Below are 17,543 nucleotides of genomic sequence, written 5' to 3' on the forward strand. Positions count from 1 at the left end.
GGTCGGTTCAGAGACCGCCGGAGACGCGCAGCACGGTGCCGGTGGCGTACGACGCGTCCGGGCCGAGCAGCCAGGCGATGGCGGCCGCGATCTCGTCGGGTTCCCCGGCGCGGCCGAGCGGGATGCGGCCGGCGGCGGTGTCGGCGCGGTCGGGTACGCCGGAGTCGGCGTGGATGTCGGTGCGCACGATGCCGGGCGCGACGGCGTTGACCCGGATGCGCCGCGGGGCGAGCTCCTTGGCCAGGCCGACGGTCAGGGTGTCGGTGGCGGCCTTGACCGCGGCGTAGTGCACGTACTCTCCGGGGCTGCCGAGGGTGGCCGCGGCCGAGGACACGTTGACGATGGCGCCGCCGTCGGTCATCCGGCGGGCGGCCTGCTGGGCGCAGAGGACGTAGCCGATGAGGTTGACGTCGACGACCCGGCGCAGGTCGTCGACGCGCAGCTCGGTGAAGGGCCCGATGGGGCTGGTGACGCCGGCGTTGTTGACCAGACCGGTGAGCGGGCCGAGCTGCGCGGCGGCGGCGAACAGGTCGTCGACCTGGGCGGGGTCGGTGGTGTCGGCGCACACCGCGATGGCCTGCCGGCCGGTGGCGTGCAGGTCGGCCAGGACGGCGCTGGCGGCGGCGTGGTCGCGCCGGTAGCACAGAGCGACGTGGTGCCCGGCCGCCGCGAGGCGGCGGGCGGTGGCCGCGCCGATGCCGCGGCCGCCGCCAGTGATGACGGTGACGGGTGTCATGGTGCCTCCCGCTGTTTCCTGGGGCCGCGTAGGGGTCGCGCCGACGCTACCGTGACCGGCGCGGCTCGGTCGTCGAGAGGAGAGTCACATGGAGCGGGCGTTGGTGCTCGGTGGTGGCGGGGTGACCGGCGTGGCCTGGGAGCTGGGCCTGCTGGCGGGGCTGGCCGACCGGGGCGTCGTGGTGTCCGAGGCGGATCTGGTGGTGGGCACGTCGGCGGGCTCGGTGGTCGGCGCGCAGGTGTGCTCGGGCATGCCGCTGGAGCAGCTGTACGAGGCGCAGTTGGCGCCACCGTCCGGCGAGCGGACGGCGCGGCTGGGGTTTGCGACGCTGGCGCGGATGGTGTGGGCCGGTGGTCGGACCCGCGACGCGGTGCGGTCACGGGCGCGGATCGGGGCGATGGCGGTGGCGGCCCGTACCCCCTCGGAGGCGTCGCGGCGAGCGGTCATCGAGGCCCGCCTGCCGGCCCGGGAGTGGCCGGCGCGGCGGCTGCTGGTGACCGCGGTGGACGCGTCCTCGGGTGAGTTCGTGGTGTTCGACGCCGACAGCGGGGTGTCTCTGGTGGACGCGGTGGGGGCCAGTTGCGCGGTGCCCGGGGTGTGGCCGCCGGTGACGATCGGCGCGCGCCACTACGTCGACGGCGGGATGCGCTCCGCGGTGAACGCGGACCTGGCGGCGGGCGCCCGGCGGGTGCTGGTGATCGCGCCGACGTCGGGGGCGTTCGGGCCGATGCCACGGCTGTCGGCGCAGGTGGCCGGTCTGCGGGCGGCCGGCTCGCGGGTCGCGGTGGTGACGCCGGACGCGGGGGCGCGCAAGGCGATCGGCCGCAACGTGCTGGATCCCGCGCGGCGGGCCGGAGCGGCGCGGGCGGGGCGGGCGCAGGCCGCCGTGGTGGCGGACGAGGTGCCGACGCTCTGGGCGTGATCGCTTACGCTCACCGCCTGTCCGGTCTGACAACGGAGGTGCGCGGTGGCGGATGTGAGTGTCGGCGACGTGGTGGAGGACTTCGAGCTGCCGGACGAGACGGGCACGCCACGGCGGCTGTCGGAGTTCCTGGCGGCGGGGCCGGTGGTGCTGTTCTTCTACCCGGCGGCCTTGAGCCGGGGTTGCACGGCGGAGAGCTGCCACTTCCGGGATCTGGCGGCGGAGTTCGCGGCGGTGGGCGCGACCCGGGTGGGCATCAGCCGGGACACCGTGGAGAAGCAGGCGGAGTTCTCCGCGCGACACGGCTTCGACTATCCGCTGTTGTCGGATCCGGACGGGGCGGTCGCGCAGCAGCTCGGGGTGCGGCGGCGGCTGCCGTTGGGGGCATTGAGCACGAAGCGGATGACGTTCGTGATCGGCGTGGACCGGCGGGTGATCGAGGTGATCCACAGTGAGGTCAGCATGAACGACCACGCGGACCGGGCGCTGCGGGCGCTGGGCGGCTGAGCGGACCGGAGCCCCGTGCGGCGGGTGTCGCAGCCGGCTGATATCAAGACAGCAATCAAACAGGTGTACGGAAGAGGGTTCTGATGGATGCCGGCCAGGGTTTGTCCACTGACGAGGTGCAGAGCCTGCGGGAGGCGTTGGCGGCCGGGCGTAAGCCGCGGGTGGTGTTCACCGCATCCGCGGGGCAGATCGCCGGTCAGGGGGGTCAGGTGGTGGAGCTGACCGATCCCGAGGTGTCCGACGAGTTCGTGGTGGTGCGCTTCGGTCGCGACGAGTTGCCGTTCTCCCCCGCGGATGTGGCGATGGCACCCAAGGGCGCCGGTCGTCGGGTGGTGGAGCCGAAGGCGGAGCCACCGGCGGAGGAGCCGCCTGCGGTGGCGGCGCCCGAGTTCGTGTTGGACACGCCGCGGGTGCCGACGCCACGGCGGGAGGAGCCAAAGGTGGAGCAGGTGGAACAGGTGGAGAAGGCGCCGGCACGGCGGGCGGTCAAGGCCGTGAAGCCGAAGGGCCCGGCGGGCTTGACGGTGACGCTGGCGTACGCCGACGGTGAGTGGACGGTCGCCGCGCAGCAGGGCAGCAAGGCCCTCGCCAAGCCGTACGTGGTGAAGCCGGCGGAGGCGTTGAAGATGGTGGCGCTGGTCGACGTGCCGGGCGTGCAGGAGGCGGTGGAGCAGATCCTCGGCACCGAGCGGGCGGAGGCGGAGCAGCAGGCGGAGAAGCTGCGCGCGGAGCTGGCCGAGATCGAGGCACGGCTGGCGGAGCTGCGCGAGGCCCGCTGAGCGCGTCGGTCCACTGACCGTTCCGGCCCCTGATGCGGGGTCAGTGGCGGGTGTGGTGGTCGAGCAGCCGGGTGAGCAGCCGGGTCAGTTGGTCGCGTTCGTCGGTGGACAGCGGGGCGAGCAGATCGCGCTGGACCCGTTCCACGGTCTCCCCCATCCGGTCGGCCTCGTCGGTGCCGGCGTCAGTGAGGCTGATGACGTTGCGGCGACGGTCGGCCGGGTCGGGGGCGCGCACCACGAGCCCCCGGCCGGCCAGGTCGTTGATGGCCGCCACGACGTCGCTGCGGTCGATGCCGCAGCGCCGGCCGAGGTCCGCCTGGCTGGCCGGGCCGCCCTCGGCCAGTGCGGCGAGCAGTCGATAGTGATAGCCGCGTAGGCCGTGCGCGGCGAAGCCCTCGCCGATCAGTCGGGCGGCGTGGCTGGCGGTCTGGTTGAGCAGCCAGCTGGGGGTGGTGCGTAGCCCGGCGGGTGACTGCGGGCCGGTGGACTCCATGCGGCGCAGCCTAGCAGAAATCGTTGGTGCTACCCACGATTCATGCTACGTTGGTCGCGCCAACATTGGTTTCGCCAACGTTTTGAAGGAGGCGGCATGTCCACCGCACCCATCCTCAACGGCCAGGTCATCGGCCAGGCCCACTACGCCACCCGAGCCCTGCTCGAACGAGCCATCACCCCGCTCGGGATCAGCTTCGGCCAGGCGCTCGCGCTCAACGTCCTCGCCGACGGCGCCGTCGACCGGGCACGGCTCGTGCACCGGATCACCAGCACCCTGAAGGTCGACGAGCCGGCGGTGCACGCGGTGATCGCCCAACTCGTCGACGCCGACCTCGCGCAGGTCGGCGACCGCGCTCCAGCGGGCGACGGTGAGCCGCAGGTGTCGCTCACCGAGAGCGGTCGCGTCACACAGGGCCGCATCGGTGCCGCCGTCGCGGACATCACCGCCCGGCTGTACGTGGACATCCCGACCGACGAGATGAGCACGGCGGCCCGGGTGCTCGCCCTGGTCACAGACCGCGCGAACACCGAATTGGCGGCGGTGCCGACCTGATCAGAAGTAGTCGAGCAGCTGCGCCGGCCCGCCAGCGCCCAGCAGGTCGAGGGCGGCCGGGTCGGTACCGGTGGAGTGCCGCAGCAGCCCGGCCTGGGCGACCGAGCGGGCGTGGGCGGCGCCGGTGTACAGCAGCGCGAAACCGCGGACGGTCAGCCGCAGGTCCGCCTCGCCACTGATCCGGGTGAGCTCGGCGGCGCCGTCAGCGACGGTCAACCGCCAGGTGCCGGTGTTCCAGTCGGCGAGGTCATCGTCGAGGGCGAAGTCGACGGTGCCCCGGACGTGGGTGGGCCAGCCGCGGGCGCTGACCGCCCGGGCCACGTCCACCGGCCGGTGCATCCACAGGTTCCGTTCGTGCTCGCGGGCCGACTCGAGCGGCAGGTGGGCGCTGACGGCGTCGCCGTCGAGCGGGCACAGCCGCAGGGTCGGGGCGACGCTGGCCCAACTGCCGAGCACCCCGACGAGTTCCCGGGCGGCCTCGGCGGTGCTGGCCAGGGCCTCGTCGACGGTGAGCACGGAGTCGGCGCCGTAGCCACGGCCCCGTTCCCAACTGGCGTAGCCGACTAGGTCGCCAGCGTCCTCGACCAGGGTGAGCCCGTCGCCGGGCAGGCCGCCACCGGCGGCGAAGAAGTCGAACAGCTGACCCCGGCGGCTGAGCGGACCGTTGCGGTGCCGGGTGACCCGCTCGTACAGGGCGGCGACGGCGGGCAGGTCGGCGGGCGTGCCGGCGCGGATGGTGAACCGGGGGTCCGGTCGGTGCCGGGGCAGCGAGACAGTGGGCAGGTTGACGACGCGCAGCACGCCGGCGACCTCCCAGCCGCAGGCGCGATAGGGGGCGACGACGGTCGGGTACAGCGCGCTGATCGCCGCTCCCCGTTCGTGGGCACCGCGGAGCAGGGCGCTGAGCATGGCGCGGGCCACGCCCCGGCCGCGGGCCTCGGGGGCGACCGCCACGCCGCCGACGTCGGCGGCGGGCACCGCCCGTCCGGACCACCACTGGTCGTGGTGCAGGTCGACGGCCTTTCCGACGAGCCGGCCGGCGTCGTCGAACGCGCCGTAGCGGGTCAAGCCGGGCACCGCCTCGGTGGCGTGCGGAGGTCGTTGCGGGTCGGACCCGAAGGCGAACCTGCCCAGCTCCCAGGCATCGGCGAGGTCGTCGGCGGTGAGTTCGCGGACGTGCACGGCGGTGGGCATCGGCACACCCTAGCGGGATCGATCTTCGAGAGCTGCCGAATTACCGACGGGGTGCGGGGCCGATGCCGGCCCCGCACCTCCGCGGTCAGTGTTGCGGGATGTTGGCCACACCGATCCGCTTGCGGAACACCCAGTAGGTCCAGCCCTGGTAGGCCAGCACGACCGGGGTGAAGATCACCGCAACCCAGGTCATGATCTTCAGGGTGTAGGGGGTGGAAGCGGCGTTGGTGGCGGTCAGCGTGCCCGCCGCGTCCAGGGTGGACGGCAGCACGTTCGGGAACAGCGCGGCGAACAGGGTCGCCACCGCCAGGGCGATCGCCACGGCCGTACCGGTGAACGCCCAGCCCTCCCGGCGTACCCGGGCGGCGGCGAGGCCACCGAGCAGGGCGAGGGCCGCGCCGACGGCGAGCACGACGGCGGCCGGGCTGGAGCGGATGCTCAACGTCCAGCTCAGGAACACCACCGCGAGCACGGCGGCGGCGACCCCGATGCGCACCGCGAGGGCGCCGGCGCGCTCGCGGATGTCACCGGTGGTCTTCAGGGCGAGGAACACCGCGCCGTGGGTGAGGAACAGCGCCATGGTGGTCGCGCCGCCGAGCAGGGCGTACGGGTTCAGCAGGTCGAGCAGGCCGCCGACGTACTCGTGCTCGGCGTCCAGCGGCACACCACGCAGGATGTTGGCGAAGGCGACGCCCCACAGGATCGCCGGCAGCAGCGAGCCGACCACGATCGCCGCGTCCCAGCGGCGCTTCCAGGACGCCTCGGGGCGCTTGTGGCGGTACTCGAAGGCCACCCCGCGGGCGATCAGGGCCAGCAGGATCAGCAGCAGCGGCAGGTAGAAGCCGGAGAAGAGGGTCGCGTACCACTCGGGGAAGGCGGCGAACATGGCGCCGCCGGCGGTGATCAGCCACACCTCGTTGCCGTCCCAGACCGGGCCGATGGTGTTGATCAGGACGCGTCGTTCGCGGTCGTTGCGGCCGAGCACGGGCAGCAGCATGCCGACACCGAAGTCGAAGCCCTCCAGGATGAAGTAGCCGGTGAACAGCACGGCGACGAGGAGAAACCAGACGGTGGTCAGTTCCACGATGGGCTCCGGGATCAGTAGGCGAAGGCGAGCGGACGCTCGGCGTCGTCGGTGTCGTCGGTGGGGGGCTGTTCGCTGACGTCGGGCACGCCGGCCTTGGCGTAGCGCAGCAGCAGCTTGAACTCGATCACGGCGAGGGTGGCGTAGATCAGCGTGAAGGCGGTGAACGAGGTGACCACCTCGGCCAGCGAGACGCTGCGGGACACGCCGTTGCGGGTGAGCATCTCGCCGAAGACGATCCACGGCTGGCGGCCCATCTCGGTGAAGATCCAGCCGAAGGAGTTGGCCAGCAGCGGCAGCACCGGCATGGCCAGCCCGGCGCGCAGCAGCCACTTGCTGCTCGGGGTGCGGCCCTTGCGCTGGCTCCAGAGCACCAGCAGGGCGATCGCGCCGGCGGCCAACCCGAAGGCGATCATGAAGCGGAAGCTCCAGTAGGTGACCGGGATGATCGGGGTGTAGCTGCCCGCGCCGTACTGGCTGGCGTACTGGGCCTGCAGGTCGTTGATGCCCTGCACGGTGCCGTTCGGGTCGCCGGTGCCCAGGTACGACAGCAGGTGCGGGATCTTGATGGCGAAGACCTCGCGGCTGCCGTCGAGGCTGCCGACGGTGAGCACGGAGAACGAGGCAGGGCTCTCGGTGGTGTAGAGACCTTCGGCGGCGGCCATCTTCATCGGCTGCACGTCGGTCATGATCTTGCCCTGGATGTCGCCGGTGAAGACCACGGCGGCGGAGGCGACCAGGACCACCCAGGAGCCGAACTTCGTGGCGAAGCGGTAGGCGCCGGTGTCGGCGGAGTCGCGGTTGCGGATCACGTGCCACAGGCCGACGGCCACGACCAGCGACCCGGCGACCAGGAAGGAGCCGGCCAGGGTGTGCGGGAAGGTGACCAGGGCGACCTTGTTGGTCAGTACGGCCAGGAAGTCGGTCAGCTCGGCGCGGCCGGTGTCCGGGTTGAGCCGGTAGCCGACCGGGTTCTGCATGAACGAGTTCGCCGCCAGGATGAAGTACGCGCTGAGGTTGGTGCCGATCGCGGCGGCCCAGATGCTGGCCAGGTGCGCCCGCTTGGGCAGCCGGTCCCACCCGAAGATCCACAGGCCGATGAAGGTGGATTCGAGGAAGAACGCGACCAGCGCCTCGATGGCGAGGGGGGCGCCGAAGATGTCGCCGACGAAGCGGGAGTAGTCACTCCAGTTCATGCCGAACTGGAACTCCTGCACGATGCCGGTGACCACGCCCATCGCGAAGTTGATCAGGAACAGCTTGCCGTAGAACTTGGTGAGCTTGAGGTAACGCTCGTTGCCGGTGCGGTGCCACAGGGTCTGCAGGATGGCCACCAGCACGGATAGGCCGATCGTCAGCGGCACGAAGAGAAAGTGGTAGACGGTGGTGACACCGAATTGCCACCGGGCGACGTCCAACGCGTCCACCTGAAACCCCCAGCTGTTCATACTACGAGACGTAGTAAATACTACTGCTCGTCGTAGAAGGATGGGCAGGGCCGGGCGACCCAAACCGGCCCGGGACCAATGACCCTGATCACCCCGGCCGCCCGGCCCGGCGCCGGCCGCCGCGGGCAACCAGGCGACCCGCCCTCGCGGCCCCGCCGCCGCGTGCGACGATGGCGCGCTGATGGACACCGCGCACTCCCCCTGGCGACCACCGCTGATCTGGCGCGCCGCCCAACTGCTGGCCCGGGCCCTGGTCGGCCTGCTGGCCCGCCTCGAGGTCACCGGCGACGTCGCCGCGCACCTGCGTGGCGGACCGCTGGTGCTGGCCGCCAACCACATCAGCCCGTTCGACCCGGTGGTGATGGCCGCCGCCTGCCAGACCCGCGGCATCGCTCCCCGGATCATGGCGACCGCCGGGCTGTTCCGCGCCCCGGTGATCGGCACCCTCATGCGCCGCGCCGGACACATCCGCGTCGACCGCGGCACCAACGCCGTGCACCGGGCACTCGACGCCGCCACCACCGCCGTGGCAGGAGGTTCGGTGATCCTCATCTACCCCGAGGGGCGCATCGGCCTGGACCCCGGCATGTGGCCCGAACGCGGCAAGACCGGCGCCGCCCGGCTCGCCCTGGCCTGCGCCGCCCCGGTCATCCCGGTCGCCCAGTGGGGCGCCCACGAGGTGCTGCCCTACCGGGCGCCCCGGGGAGCGCTGCGGGGCATCGCCCGCTCGCTGTGGCGCCGCCCGGTGATCCGCGTGCACTTCGGCGAACCCGTCGACCTGGGCGAGGTGAGCGCCGCCAGCCCCGGCGCCGCCCGTCGGGCCACCGACCGGATCATCGACGCGCTCACCGACAACCTCGCCCCGCTGCGCCCCGACGAACCCGACGCGCCCCGGCACGTCGACCCGGGCCGCCCTAGCGACCCCAGCCGCGCCCATCGCCGCCGGCCGGGCAACTGACCGTGCGGGCGACTGGCACAGTGATCACGTGTCGCACCGCCGTCTCGTCCTCGTCGCGCTGGTACTGATCGTCGTGGGCGGGCTCGGCTACGCCGGGCTGCGGACCGCGTACCACCACGCCAAGGACCAGCGGGACCTCGCCGACCTGACCAGGACGTCGCCGTGGCCCCGGGAGCAGTTGCTGGTCCCCGACGGCGTGACCCGGCCCGGCACCGTCGGCTGGCTCGAGCGCGGCGGCCTCGACATCGCCTACCCGCTGCGCACCGCCGACGGCCGGGCCGTGCCCGTGCTCTGGCGGCTACGCGTGCCGCAACCCGCGACCGGGCTGCCCGACGGCGTCGACTGCGACACGCCCCGGCTGCGCACCTGCACCGACCTCGGCGGCCGGGGCACGCTGATCGTGACCCACCAGACCGACAACAGCGACCCGTCCACCGCCGTCTACCGCACCGACGGGGGCAGGGTGCGGGCGATCGAGGTGCAGGGGCCGGACCCGGTCGAGGTCGACGACCTGATCGCCGCGCTCACCCGCGTGCACCCGCCCAGCGACGTCGAACTGCTGGACCTGCTGCGCCACGACGGTTACCAGACCGACTGGAGCTGATCAGCCCGCACGGGACGGCCGCCGGATCGGGGCGCCGAGCCGAGCACCGCCGGCCCGGTCGGCAGGAGAGGCGAGGGCGACCACCGGTCGACGAATGTCGCCGGCAGGTCACCCAAGGTCCACCGGCGGCGGGCATACTGCGTCGCGTGCTGACCCGATCCGGCTACCTCGACGCGCCCGCGCCGCTGGCGTTCGCCCACCGCGGCGGCGCCGCCGAGGGCGACGAGAACACCACCGAGGCGTTCGCCCGCGCCATCGGCCTCGGCTACCGGTACGTGGAGACCGACGTGCACGCCACCGCCGACGGGGTGGCGGTGATCTTCCACGACTCGACGCTGCGCCGGATCACCGGCGAACCGGGGCGCATCGCCGACCTGCGCTGGGACGACCTCGCCTCGGTGCGGGTCGGCGGTGCGGCCGTCGTACCCCGGCTCGACGAGGTGCTGGGCGCCTGGCCGCAGGTCCGCTTCAACATCGACGTGAAGGCCGACGGCGGCGTCGAGCCGACGGTGGCCACCGTGACCCGGGCCGGCGCCGCTGACCGGGTGCTGCTCGCCTCGTTCAGCGACGCCCGGCTGACCCGGCTGCGGGCGCTCACCGAGGGGCGGGTCGCCACCAGCCTCGGCATGCGCGGGGTCGCCCGGCTGCGGGTCGCCTCCCTGCACGGCCGCCCCCTGCGGCTGCCCCCGTCGGTGGTCGCCGCGCAGGTGCCGCCCAGCTACGGGCGGGTGCCGGTGGTGGACCGCCGGTTCCTCGACTACTGCCACCGACTCGGCCTTCAGGTGCACGTCTGGACGATCGATGAACCCGCCCAAATGCACGACTTACTGGATCGTGGTGTGGATGGCATCATGACCGATCACGTCGGCGTGCTGCGCGACGTCTACCGCAGCCGCGGCCACTGGGCCGCCTGACCGGCGAAGGACCCCGATGGCCGAGACCGTGACCCCCACGGTGGACGAGACCCCGCCCCCGGCGAGCACCCGCCGCGAGCGGAGCGGCTGGTACATCTACGACTGGGCCAACTCCGCCTTCCAGACCACCGTCATCACGGTGTTCCTCGGCCCGTTCCTCACCACCGTCGCCGAGTTGGCCGCCGGCTGCCAGCTGGGCGCGGACGACTGCGACGGCTACGTGCACCCGCTGGGCATCCGAGTGGCCGCCGGCTCCTACTATCCGTACCTGATCTCGCTGTCGGTGCTCCTCACCGTTTTCGTGCTGCCGGTCATCGGGGCGATCGCCGACCGGTCGGCGCACAAGAAGCGACTGCTCGGCGGCGCCGCGTTCACCGGTGCCGGCGCGACCATGGCGATGGCCTTCGTCACCGGCGACCGCTACCTGCTCGGCGGGGCGCTGTTCCTGGTCGCCAACATCTCCTTCGGCGCGGCCATCGTGGTGTACAACTCGTTCCTGCCGCAGCTCGGCGGCCCCGACGAGCGCGACGGCATCTCCAGCCGCGGCTGGGCGCTGGGCTACCTCGGCGGCGGCCTGCTGCTGGCGTTCAACCTGGTCGCGGTGACCCTGTTCAGCGAGGACGACAACCCGCAACGCACCCTGGATCTGGCCCGCTGGTCGATCGTGTCCGCCGGGGTGTGGTGGGCGGCGTTCACCCTGATACCGCTGCGCTGGCTGCGTGAACGCCCCACCGCGGCGGCACTGACCCGCGGCGGCAACGTGCTCACCGACGGGTTCCGGCAGCTGGCCCGCACCCTGCGCGAGATCAAGGCGTACCCGCTGACGCTGTTCTTCCTGCTCGCGTTCCTGGTCTACAACGACGGCATCCAGACCGTCATCACCCTCGCCAGCCAGTACGGCACCGAGGCGTTGCGGCTGGAGCAGAGCACCCTGATCGTCACGATCCTGCTGGTGCAGTTCCTCGCCTTCGGTGGCGCGCTGAGCCTCGGCGCGTTGGCCCGGCGCATCGGCGCCTGGAAGACCGTGCTGCTCAGCCTGGTGCTCTGGACCGGTGTGATCATCGGCGCGTTCCGGCTGCCCGCCGAGGCGCCGGTGCCGTTCATGGTCCTCGGCGCGGCCATCGGCCTGGTCCTCGGCGGCAGCCAGGCGCTGAGCCGGTCGCTGTTCAGCCAGCTCATCCCGGCCGGCAAGGAGGGCGAGTACTACGGCTTCTACGAGATCAGCGACAAGGGCACCAGCTGGCTCGGGCCGCTCGCGTTCGGCCTGGTGTTCCAGCTCACCGCCTCCTACCGGGTGGGTCTGGTCTCCCTGCTGATCTTCTTCGTGGTCGGTTTCCTGCTGCTCCTGGCCGTGCCGATCCGCCGGGCCATCGTCGCCGCCGGGAATACCCCGCCCCGGGTGCTCTGACCAGCGTCCCGCTTACGCCGATCCAGGATTGCCGATGGGCTAGGCTGCCCGACCGTGACCGACGACGACGCCACCGCCCCGACCTGCCTGGCTCACCCGTTCCCCGGCCAGCCGCACGCTCCGGCCGGGTGCGCGGCTGCGCGCGGGCTCGACGGGCGCCCGGTGCACGCCGCGGCGTTGAAGTTCTTCTGGGGGCCGATGGACTGCGGCAAATCCACCATGGCGTTGCAGATGAACTACAACCACGCCCGGCAGGGCCGCCGTGGGCTGGTCACCACCCGCATCGACCGGTCGCTGGGCCCGCAGGTCACCACCCGCATCGGTCTGGCGCACGAGGCGATCGAGGTCACCGACGACCTGGACCTGCGGGCCCTGGTCCGGGGCCGGTGGGCCGACGGGGTACGCGTCGACTACCTGATCTGCGACGAGGCGTGCTTCTACACCGTTGAGCACGTCGAGCAGATGGCCGAGCTGGTCGACAGCTACGACGTGGACGTGTTCGCCTTCGGTCTGGCCACCGACTTCCGGTCCTGCCTGTTCCCCGCCGCGCAGCGGCTGTTCGAGCTGGCCGACGAGGTCGCCCGCATCCAGGTCGAGGTGCTGTGCTGGTGCGGCCGGGAGGGGCTGCTCAACGCCCGGGTGGTCAACGACCGGGTGGTCCGGGAGGGCGCGCAGGTCGTCATCGGCGACACCGTGGACACCGCAGATGTGCGCTACCAGGTGCTCTGCCGGCGGCACTACCGCTCGGGCGACCTGGGCCCGCGCGACTGACCGCTGCGCTCACGCCATGCGGGGTCGGCGAACCGGTCCGCGATGATCACCGCGACGGTCACCATGGTGGCCAGCGCCGCGCACGCCGCGACGGGCAGCGCCAGCAGGACGCAGGCTGGCAACAACGCCAGCAGTACGACCACCGCCGCGATCCGGCTGGTCGGCCGGATCCGCCACAGCACCGCCTGGTAAGCGGCGTGCCCGGCGAGGAACAGCGCCGGACCGCCCAGGGTGAACAGCGCGGCGACCGTGGTGGCGTCCGCACCGGGCTCGCGCAGCAGCCGCTCGTCGCCCGCCGCCGTGACGATGATGCCGGCGACCATCACCGGGTGCAGGTAATTGAACGCCACTCGGCTCAACCCGCCGGTGCGTTCACCGGCGCGGGCGATGACCTCCGTCGCGGCCGCCGCCGAGCGCGCGAAGTACACCCACCACAGCGCCACCGAGCCGGCGAACGCCAACAGGAACGCCGCCGATGTCACCGTGTCCAGGTGCTGGGTGAGGGTGCTCCCGGTGAGCAGGATCGACTCTCCCAGCGCGATCAGGATGAACGCCTGGCACCGCTCAGCCAGGTGCCCGCCCTCCACCATCCACCGCTCGGCGCGGCTACGCCCCAGACCGGGCACCGGAAACCCGATCGACAGGCCGATCACTTCGATGACGATCGCCCCCGCCCACAGCGCCTCCCGGACATCCCCGCCGGCGATGCCTCCGAGCACCACCAGCACCGACGTCCCGACGAACCACGGCAGCGTTTTCTGAAACCCGTCGGTCAACCACGATTGGCCCTGCACCGCCCACAGCGCGAACAGGGTGCGGCCCATCTGGAGCGTCGCGTAGACCACGGCGAAGAGCAGACCGGTATCGGCGAACGCTTCGGGGATCGCCGCCGACATCAGCAGACTGCCCAACATCAGCCCGATCAGCAGCGCCCGCACCGGCGCCTCGTTCGGTTGCAGCCAGTTCGTCAGCCAGGCGGTGTAGACCCAGACGAACCACACCATCGCCAGCAGCAACGCGGTCCGTCCGGCGCCAGGCCAGTCCGGGTGCTCGATGAGATAGTGCGACAGTTGGGTGACGGTGAAGATGTAGACCAGGTCGAAGAAGAGTTCGGTCGAGGTGGTCGGCTCCATACCCCGCCGCTCGCGCAGCAACCAGGGCCGCACCGGCTTGACGACCGGCGACTCAGAACGGGTCACCGCAGACCCGCCAGTCCCCGTCCTCGCGGATCACGGGCAGCCGACGTTCCTCACTGGTGCCGCCGGCGCGGGTCAACCGCACGGTCACCGTGCCGTGCGGGCGTCCGCCACGGGTGGCCACCGACACGTCGGTGATCTCGTAGTCGGTGACCATCGGCGGGGTACGCACCCAACTGGTGAAGCCGATCGAGCTCCACCGGGTGCGCGCGTCCGCGCAGAGCCGCTCGTACGCCCCGGCGGTGTCGCCGACGGCCACCTCGTTCAGGAACCCGTCGGCGGTCTCCCGGATCGGGCCGGCGGCCTGGCGTACGGTCTGCAGGTTCCAGGCGCCCAGCCCGGCCACCCCGACGCAGCACAGCGCCACGCCGAACCCGGCGAAGGCCAGCCCGGTGCGCATCGGGCGGTGCCGCCGGGCCGGTCGGCTCCACGGCTGGCCGGCACTCACGACTACCGACCGTAGAGAACGTCGTCGCGCAGAGCATGACAAGCCGGAAACTGGGTGCGCCCGGTGGGCGGGTGTGCCCTGTTCGGACCGGCCACGGATCGTCTACCGTCGGCGCACACCCCCAGTGCCAGGGAGCCGATGGATGAGCCGCTTCGTGCAGCCGGTACCACCCCCCGCCGACCCGTACGCCGGTGACGCCCTGCTGCGGTCCTGGCTGGAGCGTCACCTCGGCCCGGCCGGGCACGCCGCCGCGAAGGGCCGCCTCGCCGACCTGGCCGCCGACGTCGCCGGGCCGCTGCGCGCGGCGCACGCCGACGCCGAGGCGCACCCGCCGAGGCTGGTCCGCTACGACCCGTGGGGCGCCCGGGTCGACCGGATCGACACGTCCGCCGGCTGGCAGGCGCAGCGGGCCGCCGCCGCCCGGCACGCCGTGGTCGCACTGCCCTACCTGCCGGACGCGCGCGGCACCTGGGGTGCTGCGGCGCGGGTCGTGCAGCACGCCCTGCTGCACCTGTACGGCCCGGAGTCGGCGACGTTCTCCTGCCCGGTGGCGATGGCCGACGGGGCGGCGACGCTGCTCAGCCTGCCCGACGTCGACGCCGGGGTCCGCGACGCGTGGCTGCCCCGGCTGATCTCCACCGACCCGGCCACCGCGATCACCAGCGGGCAGTGGATGACCGAGTCGCAGGGCGGCTCCGACCTGGGTCGCTCCAGCACCGTCGGCCGGCCCGCCGCGGACGGTTCGTGGCGGCTGACCGGGGAGAAATGGTTCTGCTCCGCCGCCGACGCGGCGATGGCGGTGGCGCTGGCCCGACCGGAGGGCGCCGCGCGCGGCAGCCGGGTGCTCGCCCCGTTCCTGGTCCCCCGGTACGCCGCCGACTCGCCCCTGGCCGACGGGGCCGCAGCGGGCGCGCCCGCGCCGGGCGTCACCGTGCACCGGCTCAAGGACAAGCTCGGCACCCGGGCACTACCGACCGCCGAGATCGGCCTGCACGACGCGTACGCCGTGCCGCTGGGCGACCCGGCGGTGCCCGGCCTGGTCCGGGCCATGACCCTGGTCGTGGTGACCCGGGTGCACAACGCCGCCGCGGCTGCCGGCGGGATGCGGCGGGGCCTGGCCTACGCCCGGGCGTACGCCGACGCGCGCCACGTCGCCGGCGGCGCGCTGGCGTCCTCGCCGCTGCACCGGGCCACCCTGGGCACCCTCGCGGTCGACGCGGCGGGCGCGTTCGCCCTGGCCGGGCACGCGTTCGCGCTGCTCGGCCGGGTCGAGGTCGGCGCCGACCCAGCGGCCGAGGCGGAGCTGCGCATCGTGGCGCCGCTGGCGAAGCTGGCCACCGGCCGGCTCGCCGTCAGCTCCGCCAGCGAGTACGTGGAGAGCTTCGGCGGGGCCGGCTACGTGGAGGACACCGGCGTACCCCGGCTGCTGCGCGACGCGCAGGTGCTGCCGATCTGGGAGGGCACCACCAACGTTCTGGCCCTGGACGTGCTGCGCGCGCTGGCCCGAGAGGACGCCGGGGCGCCGCTGCTGAGCCGACTCGCCGCTGCCGTCGACCTGGCCCGGCCGCTGTCGCCGGCACTGGCCGACACCCTGGCCACGGCCGCCGCGCAGCTGCGCGACACGGTCACCGCGGTGACCGCAGACCCGGGCGCCGCGGCGGTGCTCGCCGGCGCCCGTGGCCTGGCGCTGCGCCTGGCGTACGCGCTGACCACCGCACTGCTCGTCGAGCACGCCGCGTGGGGTGACGAACAGGCGGAACTGGCCGCCCGGCTGTGGGCGCGGCGCTGGCTGCGGCACGAGGAGATCGCGGAGGACGCCCACAACCACCTGGACCTGCTCTGCTGACCGGTCGGCGCGAGCGGGCGGGTGGACACCATGTCGGTGCTGATCGAGCTGGGCGACGACCGGGGCGCGCCCCTGGACGACCTAGGACCGCCGTCTCCGGCGGCGTCCCGGCCGGGGCGGGTGGGGCTGCTGCTGGCCGCGTGCGCCCTGCTCGGCGGCGCCGCCGCGCCCGTACACCTGACGCCCCGAGTCGGGCCGGCGCTGCCCGCCCGCGCGACCGTGCTCAGCGCGGGTCCGCTGCTGCTGGTCGTCGACGCTGGCACCGACCCGCCGGCGCTGAGCGCCTACGACGCCGCCGTGCCGCACCGCCCGGCGCGGTGGCGGGTCACCGTGCCGCCGGCCACCCGGTGGTCCGCCGAGGCGGCCGATGACCTGCTACTGCTCACCGAACGCGACCAGGTAGGCCGGGCGACGGCGACCACCGCGCGGTCGGTACGCACCGGCCAGCCGTTGTGGCGGCGGCCCGAGCGGGTGTACGCGGCCGGCGACGCGGCGGTGGCGGTGAGCGAGGTCCGCAGCGCCGCCGAGCCGGGACGCCGGGTCGAGGGCACCGTGCACGGCGTTGACCCGGCCACCGGTGCGACCCGATGGTCGGTGCCGGTGCCCTCGACGGCCGTGCTGAGGGCGCTCCCCGGCACGCCCGGGCGGGTGCTGCTGGTGCAGGACGACGGGCTGACGCGGCTGCTCGACGCCCGCGACGGCGCGGTCCGCGGGCAGGGGCGGCTTCCGCCGGCCGACTACGGTCCGGACAATCCGCAGGTCATCGGCGGGCACCTGGTGCTGCGCCACCCGACCGGCAGCGGGGCGGCGCTGACCGGGTACGACCTGCCGGGGCTGTCGCGGCGCTGGCAGGTGCCGGTCGAGCCGGGCGAGCTGACTCTGCGGCCCTGCCAGGGCCTGGTCTGCGGGCGCGACCGGCTCGGCCGATGGGCGATGGACGCGGGCACCGGCATGCGGCGCTGGACGTGGCCGGCCGGAGCGCGCTGGCACACCCTGGCGGGCGCTCGTATCGGCGCCGAGCCGCTGCTGCTGCTCGGGACGGCGTCGGACGGCCGGCGCACCCTGGTCGCGACGGTGGGCCGGGACGGCCCCCGGGTGCGCGCGGTGCTGCCGGCGGGGCTGACCGATTGCCGCCAGGCCGGCGCCGGGCTGATCTGCCGTGACGGCGCCGCCCGGGTGACGGTGTGGCCGCTCGACGCGCCCTGATCGTCATCCTCTCTCGGTGCGAGAAACGCCGATGTACCTGACAGCGGTTGGCAGGTACGTGAGGGCAGACTGCCGGTATGACGACAACCGCTGACCTCGCCATGGTCAACCTGGACAGCTCCGACCCGGCCGCGCACGCCGCGTTCTACCACCGCGCGTTGGGCTGGGAGATCACCCACAGCGCAGCCGAATACGCCATGCTCAGCGGCGGTGGCGTCTCGATCGGCTTCGGGCTGGTAGAGGGTTACCAGCCGCCGTCCTGGCCCGACCCGGCCGGCGGTAAGCGCTACCACCTCGACCTCTACGTCGACGACCTGGCCGTGGCAGAGAAGGAGTTCGTCCAGGCCGGCGCGTCGAAGCCGGAGTTCCAGCCGGGCGGCGAACGGTGGGTGGTGCTCATCGACCCGATCGGGCAGCCGTTCTGCATCTGCCCCCGCCCACAGGGCTGAGGCTGCCGCCGCCACTTGCCGGCTG

At 73.2% G+C, this 17,543-nt stretch carries 19 protein-coding genes; 12 read left to right on the plus strand and 7 right to left on the minus strand.

The annotated features are described in order from the left end of the window. Positions 1-7: 7 nt before the first annotated feature. Positions 8-736, minus strand: coding sequence for an SDR family oxidoreductase (locus ABZV00_RS11150; protein WP_355604361.1), 729 nt, complete (start codon positions 734-736; stop codon positions 8-10). An 88-nt stretch (positions 737-824) separates the two neighbouring features. Here ABZV00_RS11150 and ABZV00_RS11155 point away from each other — a divergent pair, with 88 nt between their 5' ends. The 3 genes from ABZV00_RS11155 to ABZV00_RS11165 all read left to right on the plus strand — a co-directional run bounded on the left by ABZV00_RS11155 (position 825) and on the right by ABZV00_RS11165 (position 2,944). Further along, positions 825-1,658 carry a patatin-like phospholipase family protein gene (locus ABZV00_RS11155; RefSeq protein ID WP_355604364.1) on the plus strand — a complete coding sequence of 278 codons (834 nt, stop codon included), beginning with the start codon at positions 825-827 and terminating at the stop codon, positions 1,656-1,658. 45 nt (positions 1,659-1,703) lie between these two features. Next, positions 1,704-2,165, plus strand: a complete 462-nt coding sequence (locus ABZV00_RS11160) for a peroxiredoxin (protein WP_355604367.1) — start codon at positions 1,704-1,706, stop codon at positions 2,163-2,165. A gap of 83 nt (positions 2,166-2,248) precedes the next feature. Beyond that, entirely contained in the window at positions 2,249-2,944 is a 696-nt protein-coding gene (locus ABZV00_RS11165; RefSeq protein WP_355604370.1) for a hypothetical protein, read from the plus strand. 40 nt (positions 2,945-2,984) lie between these two features. On the opposite strand, the gene ABZV00_RS11170 is transcribed toward ABZV00_RS11165, so the two are convergent. Further along, a complete protein-coding gene (locus tag ABZV00_RS11170) occupies positions 2,985-3,437 on the minus strand; it encodes a MarR family winged helix-turn-helix transcriptional regulator (protein ID WP_355604373.1) in 453 nt (150 codons plus the stop codon). A gap of 96 nt (positions 3,438-3,533) precedes the next feature. Here ABZV00_RS11170 and ABZV00_RS11175 point away from each other — a divergent pair, with 96 nt between their 5' ends. Beyond that, positions 3,534-3,992: a MarR family winged helix-turn-helix transcriptional regulator gene (locus ABZV00_RS11175; RefSeq protein WP_355604376.1), complete on the plus strand. Its 459-nt coding sequence runs from the start codon at positions 3,534-3,536 to the stop codon at positions 3,990-3,992. Here ABZV00_RS11175 and ABZV00_RS11180 read toward each other — a convergent pair whose 3' ends face one another. From ABZV00_RS11180 to ABZV00_RS11190, 3 genes are all read right to left on the minus strand, one after another. After that, entirely contained in the window at positions 3,993-5,186 is a 1,194-nt protein-coding gene (locus ABZV00_RS11180; protein ID WP_355604379.1) for a GNAT family N-acetyltransferase, read from the minus strand. A gap of 85 nt (positions 5,187-5,271) precedes the next feature. Then, the gene (cydB, locus tag ABZV00_RS11185; protein WP_355604381.1) at positions 5,272-6,270 is read right to left on the minus strand and encodes a cytochrome d ubiquinol oxidase subunit II; all 999 of its coding nucleotides are present in this window, start codon (positions 6,268-6,270) and stop codon (positions 5,272-5,274) included. A 14-nt stretch (positions 6,271-6,284) separates the two neighbouring features. Next, positions 6,285-7,697, minus strand: a complete 1,413-nt coding sequence (locus tag ABZV00_RS11190; protein ID WP_328426623.1) for a cytochrome ubiquinol oxidase subunit I — start codon at positions 7,695-7,697, stop codon at positions 6,285-6,287. A 202-nt stretch (positions 7,698-7,899) separates the two neighbouring features. Between ABZV00_RS11190 and ABZV00_RS11195 the strand changes: the two genes are divergently transcribed. From ABZV00_RS11195 to ABZV00_RS11215, 5 genes are all read left to right on the plus strand, one after another. Next, positions 7,900-8,676: a lysophospholipid acyltransferase family protein gene (locus ABZV00_RS11195; protein ID WP_355604384.1), complete on the plus strand. Its 777-nt coding sequence runs from the start codon at positions 7,900-7,902 to the stop codon at positions 8,674-8,676. Between the two features lie 28 nt (positions 8,677-8,704). Next, positions 8,705-9,280 (plus strand): hypothetical protein, encoded by a 576-nt coding sequence (locus ABZV00_RS11200; protein WP_355604386.1) that lies wholly within the window; start codon positions 8,705-8,707, stop codon positions 9,278-9,280. A gap of 146 nt (positions 9,281-9,426) precedes the next feature. Further along, entirely contained in the window at positions 9,427-10,194 is a 768-nt protein-coding gene (locus tag ABZV00_RS11205; RefSeq protein ID WP_355604389.1) for a glycerophosphodiester phosphodiesterase, read from the plus strand. A gap of 16 nt (positions 10,195-10,210) precedes the next feature. Beyond that, positions 10,211-11,602 carry an MFS transporter gene (locus ABZV00_RS11210; protein ID WP_355604392.1) on the plus strand — a complete coding sequence of 464 codons (1,392 nt, stop codon included), beginning with the start codon at positions 10,211-10,213 and terminating at the stop codon, positions 11,600-11,602. A gap of 162 nt (positions 11,603-11,764) precedes the next feature. Next, positions 11,765-12,373, plus strand: coding sequence for a thymidine kinase (locus ABZV00_RS11215; protein ID WP_328426627.1), 609 nt, complete (start codon positions 11,765-11,767; stop codon positions 12,371-12,373). On the opposite strand, the gene ABZV00_RS11220 is transcribed toward ABZV00_RS11215, so the two are convergent. Next, positions 12,340-13,572: a low temperature requirement protein A gene (locus ABZV00_RS11220; RefSeq protein ID WP_355604395.1), complete on the minus strand. Its 1,233-nt coding sequence runs from the start codon at positions 13,570-13,572 to the stop codon at positions 12,340-12,342. The two genes, ABZV00_RS11215 and ABZV00_RS11220, sit on opposite strands and share 34 nt — an antisense overlap. Beyond that, positions 13,559-14,017 carry a hypothetical protein gene (locus ABZV00_RS11225; RefSeq protein ID WP_355604398.1) on the minus strand — a complete coding sequence of 153 codons (459 nt, stop codon included), beginning with the start codon at positions 14,015-14,017 and terminating at the stop codon, positions 13,559-13,561. Before ABZV00_RS11225 ends, ABZV00_RS11220 begins: the two co-directional genes overlap by 14 nt. 142 nt (positions 14,018-14,159) lie before the next feature. Here ABZV00_RS11225 and ABZV00_RS11230 point away from each other — a divergent pair, with 142 nt between their 5' ends. From ABZV00_RS11230 to ABZV00_RS11240, 3 genes are all read left to right on the plus strand, one after another. Next, entirely contained in the window at positions 14,160-15,863 is a 1,704-nt protein-coding gene (locus ABZV00_RS11230; protein ID WP_355604401.1) for an acyl-CoA dehydrogenase family protein, read from the plus strand. A 30-nt stretch (positions 15,864-15,893) separates the two neighbouring features. Beyond that, positions 15,894-17,069 (plus strand): PQQ-binding-like beta-propeller repeat protein, encoded by a 1,176-nt coding sequence (locus tag ABZV00_RS11235; RefSeq protein WP_355604404.1) that lies wholly within the window; start codon positions 15,894-15,896, stop codon positions 17,067-17,069. A 77-nt stretch (positions 17,070-17,146) separates the two neighbouring features. Further along, on the plus strand, positions 17,147-17,518 hold the full coding sequence (locus ABZV00_RS11240; protein WP_328416661.1) for a VOC family protein: 372 nt from the start codon (positions 17,147-17,149) through the stop codon (positions 17,516-17,518). The last annotated feature ends 25 nt before the right edge of the window (positions 17,519-17,543 follow it).

This window comes from Micromonospora sp. NPDC005173, from assembly GCF_040608515.1.
In the GTDB taxonomy this organism is placed as follows: domain Bacteria; phylum Actinomycetota; class Actinomycetes; order Mycobacteriales; family Micromonosporaceae; genus Micromonospora.

Coding starts and splice junctions, on each gene's coding strand:
- ABZV00_RS11150 (WP_355604361.1), bottom strand. CDS start 736: ATGACACCCGTCACCGTCATCACTGGCGGCGGCCGCGGCATCGGCGCG.
- ABZV00_RS11155 (WP_355604364.1), top strand. CDS start 825: ATGGAGCGGGCGTTGGTGCTCGGTGGTGGCGGGGTGACCGGCGTGGCC.
- ABZV00_RS11165 (WP_355604370.1), top strand. CDS start 2,249: ATGGATGCCGGCCAGGGTTTGTCCACTGACGAGGTGCAGAGCCTGCGG.
- ABZV00_RS11170 (WP_355604373.1), bottom strand. CDS start 3,437: ATGGAGTCCACCGGCCCGCAGTCACCCGCCGGGCTACGCACCACCCCC.
- ABZV00_RS11175 (WP_355604376.1), top strand. CDS start 3,534: ATGTCCACCGCACCCATCCTCAACGGCCAGGTCATCGGCCAGGCCCAC.
- ABZV00_RS11180 (WP_355604379.1), bottom strand. CDS start 5,186: ATGCCCACCGCCGTGCACGTCCGCGAACTCACCGCCGACGACCTCGCC.
- ABZV00_RS11195 (WP_355604384.1), top strand. CDS start 7,900: ATGGACACCGCGCACTCCCCCTGGCGACCACCGCTGATCTGGCGCGCC.
- ABZV00_RS11210 (WP_355604392.1), top strand. CDS start 10,211: ATGGCCGAGACCGTGACCCCCACGGTGGACGAGACCCCGCCCCCGGCG.
- ABZV00_RS11230 (WP_355604401.1), top strand. CDS start 14,160: ATGAGCCGCTTCGTGCAGCCGGTACCACCCCCCGCCGACCCGTACGCC.
- ABZV00_RS11235 (WP_355604404.1), top strand. CDS start 15,894: ATGTCGGTGCTGATCGAGCTGGGCGACGACCGGGGCGCGCCCCTGGAC.
- ABZV00_RS11240 (WP_328416661.1), top strand. CDS start 17,147: ATGACGACAACCGCTGACCTCGCCATGGTCAACCTGGACAGCTCCGAC.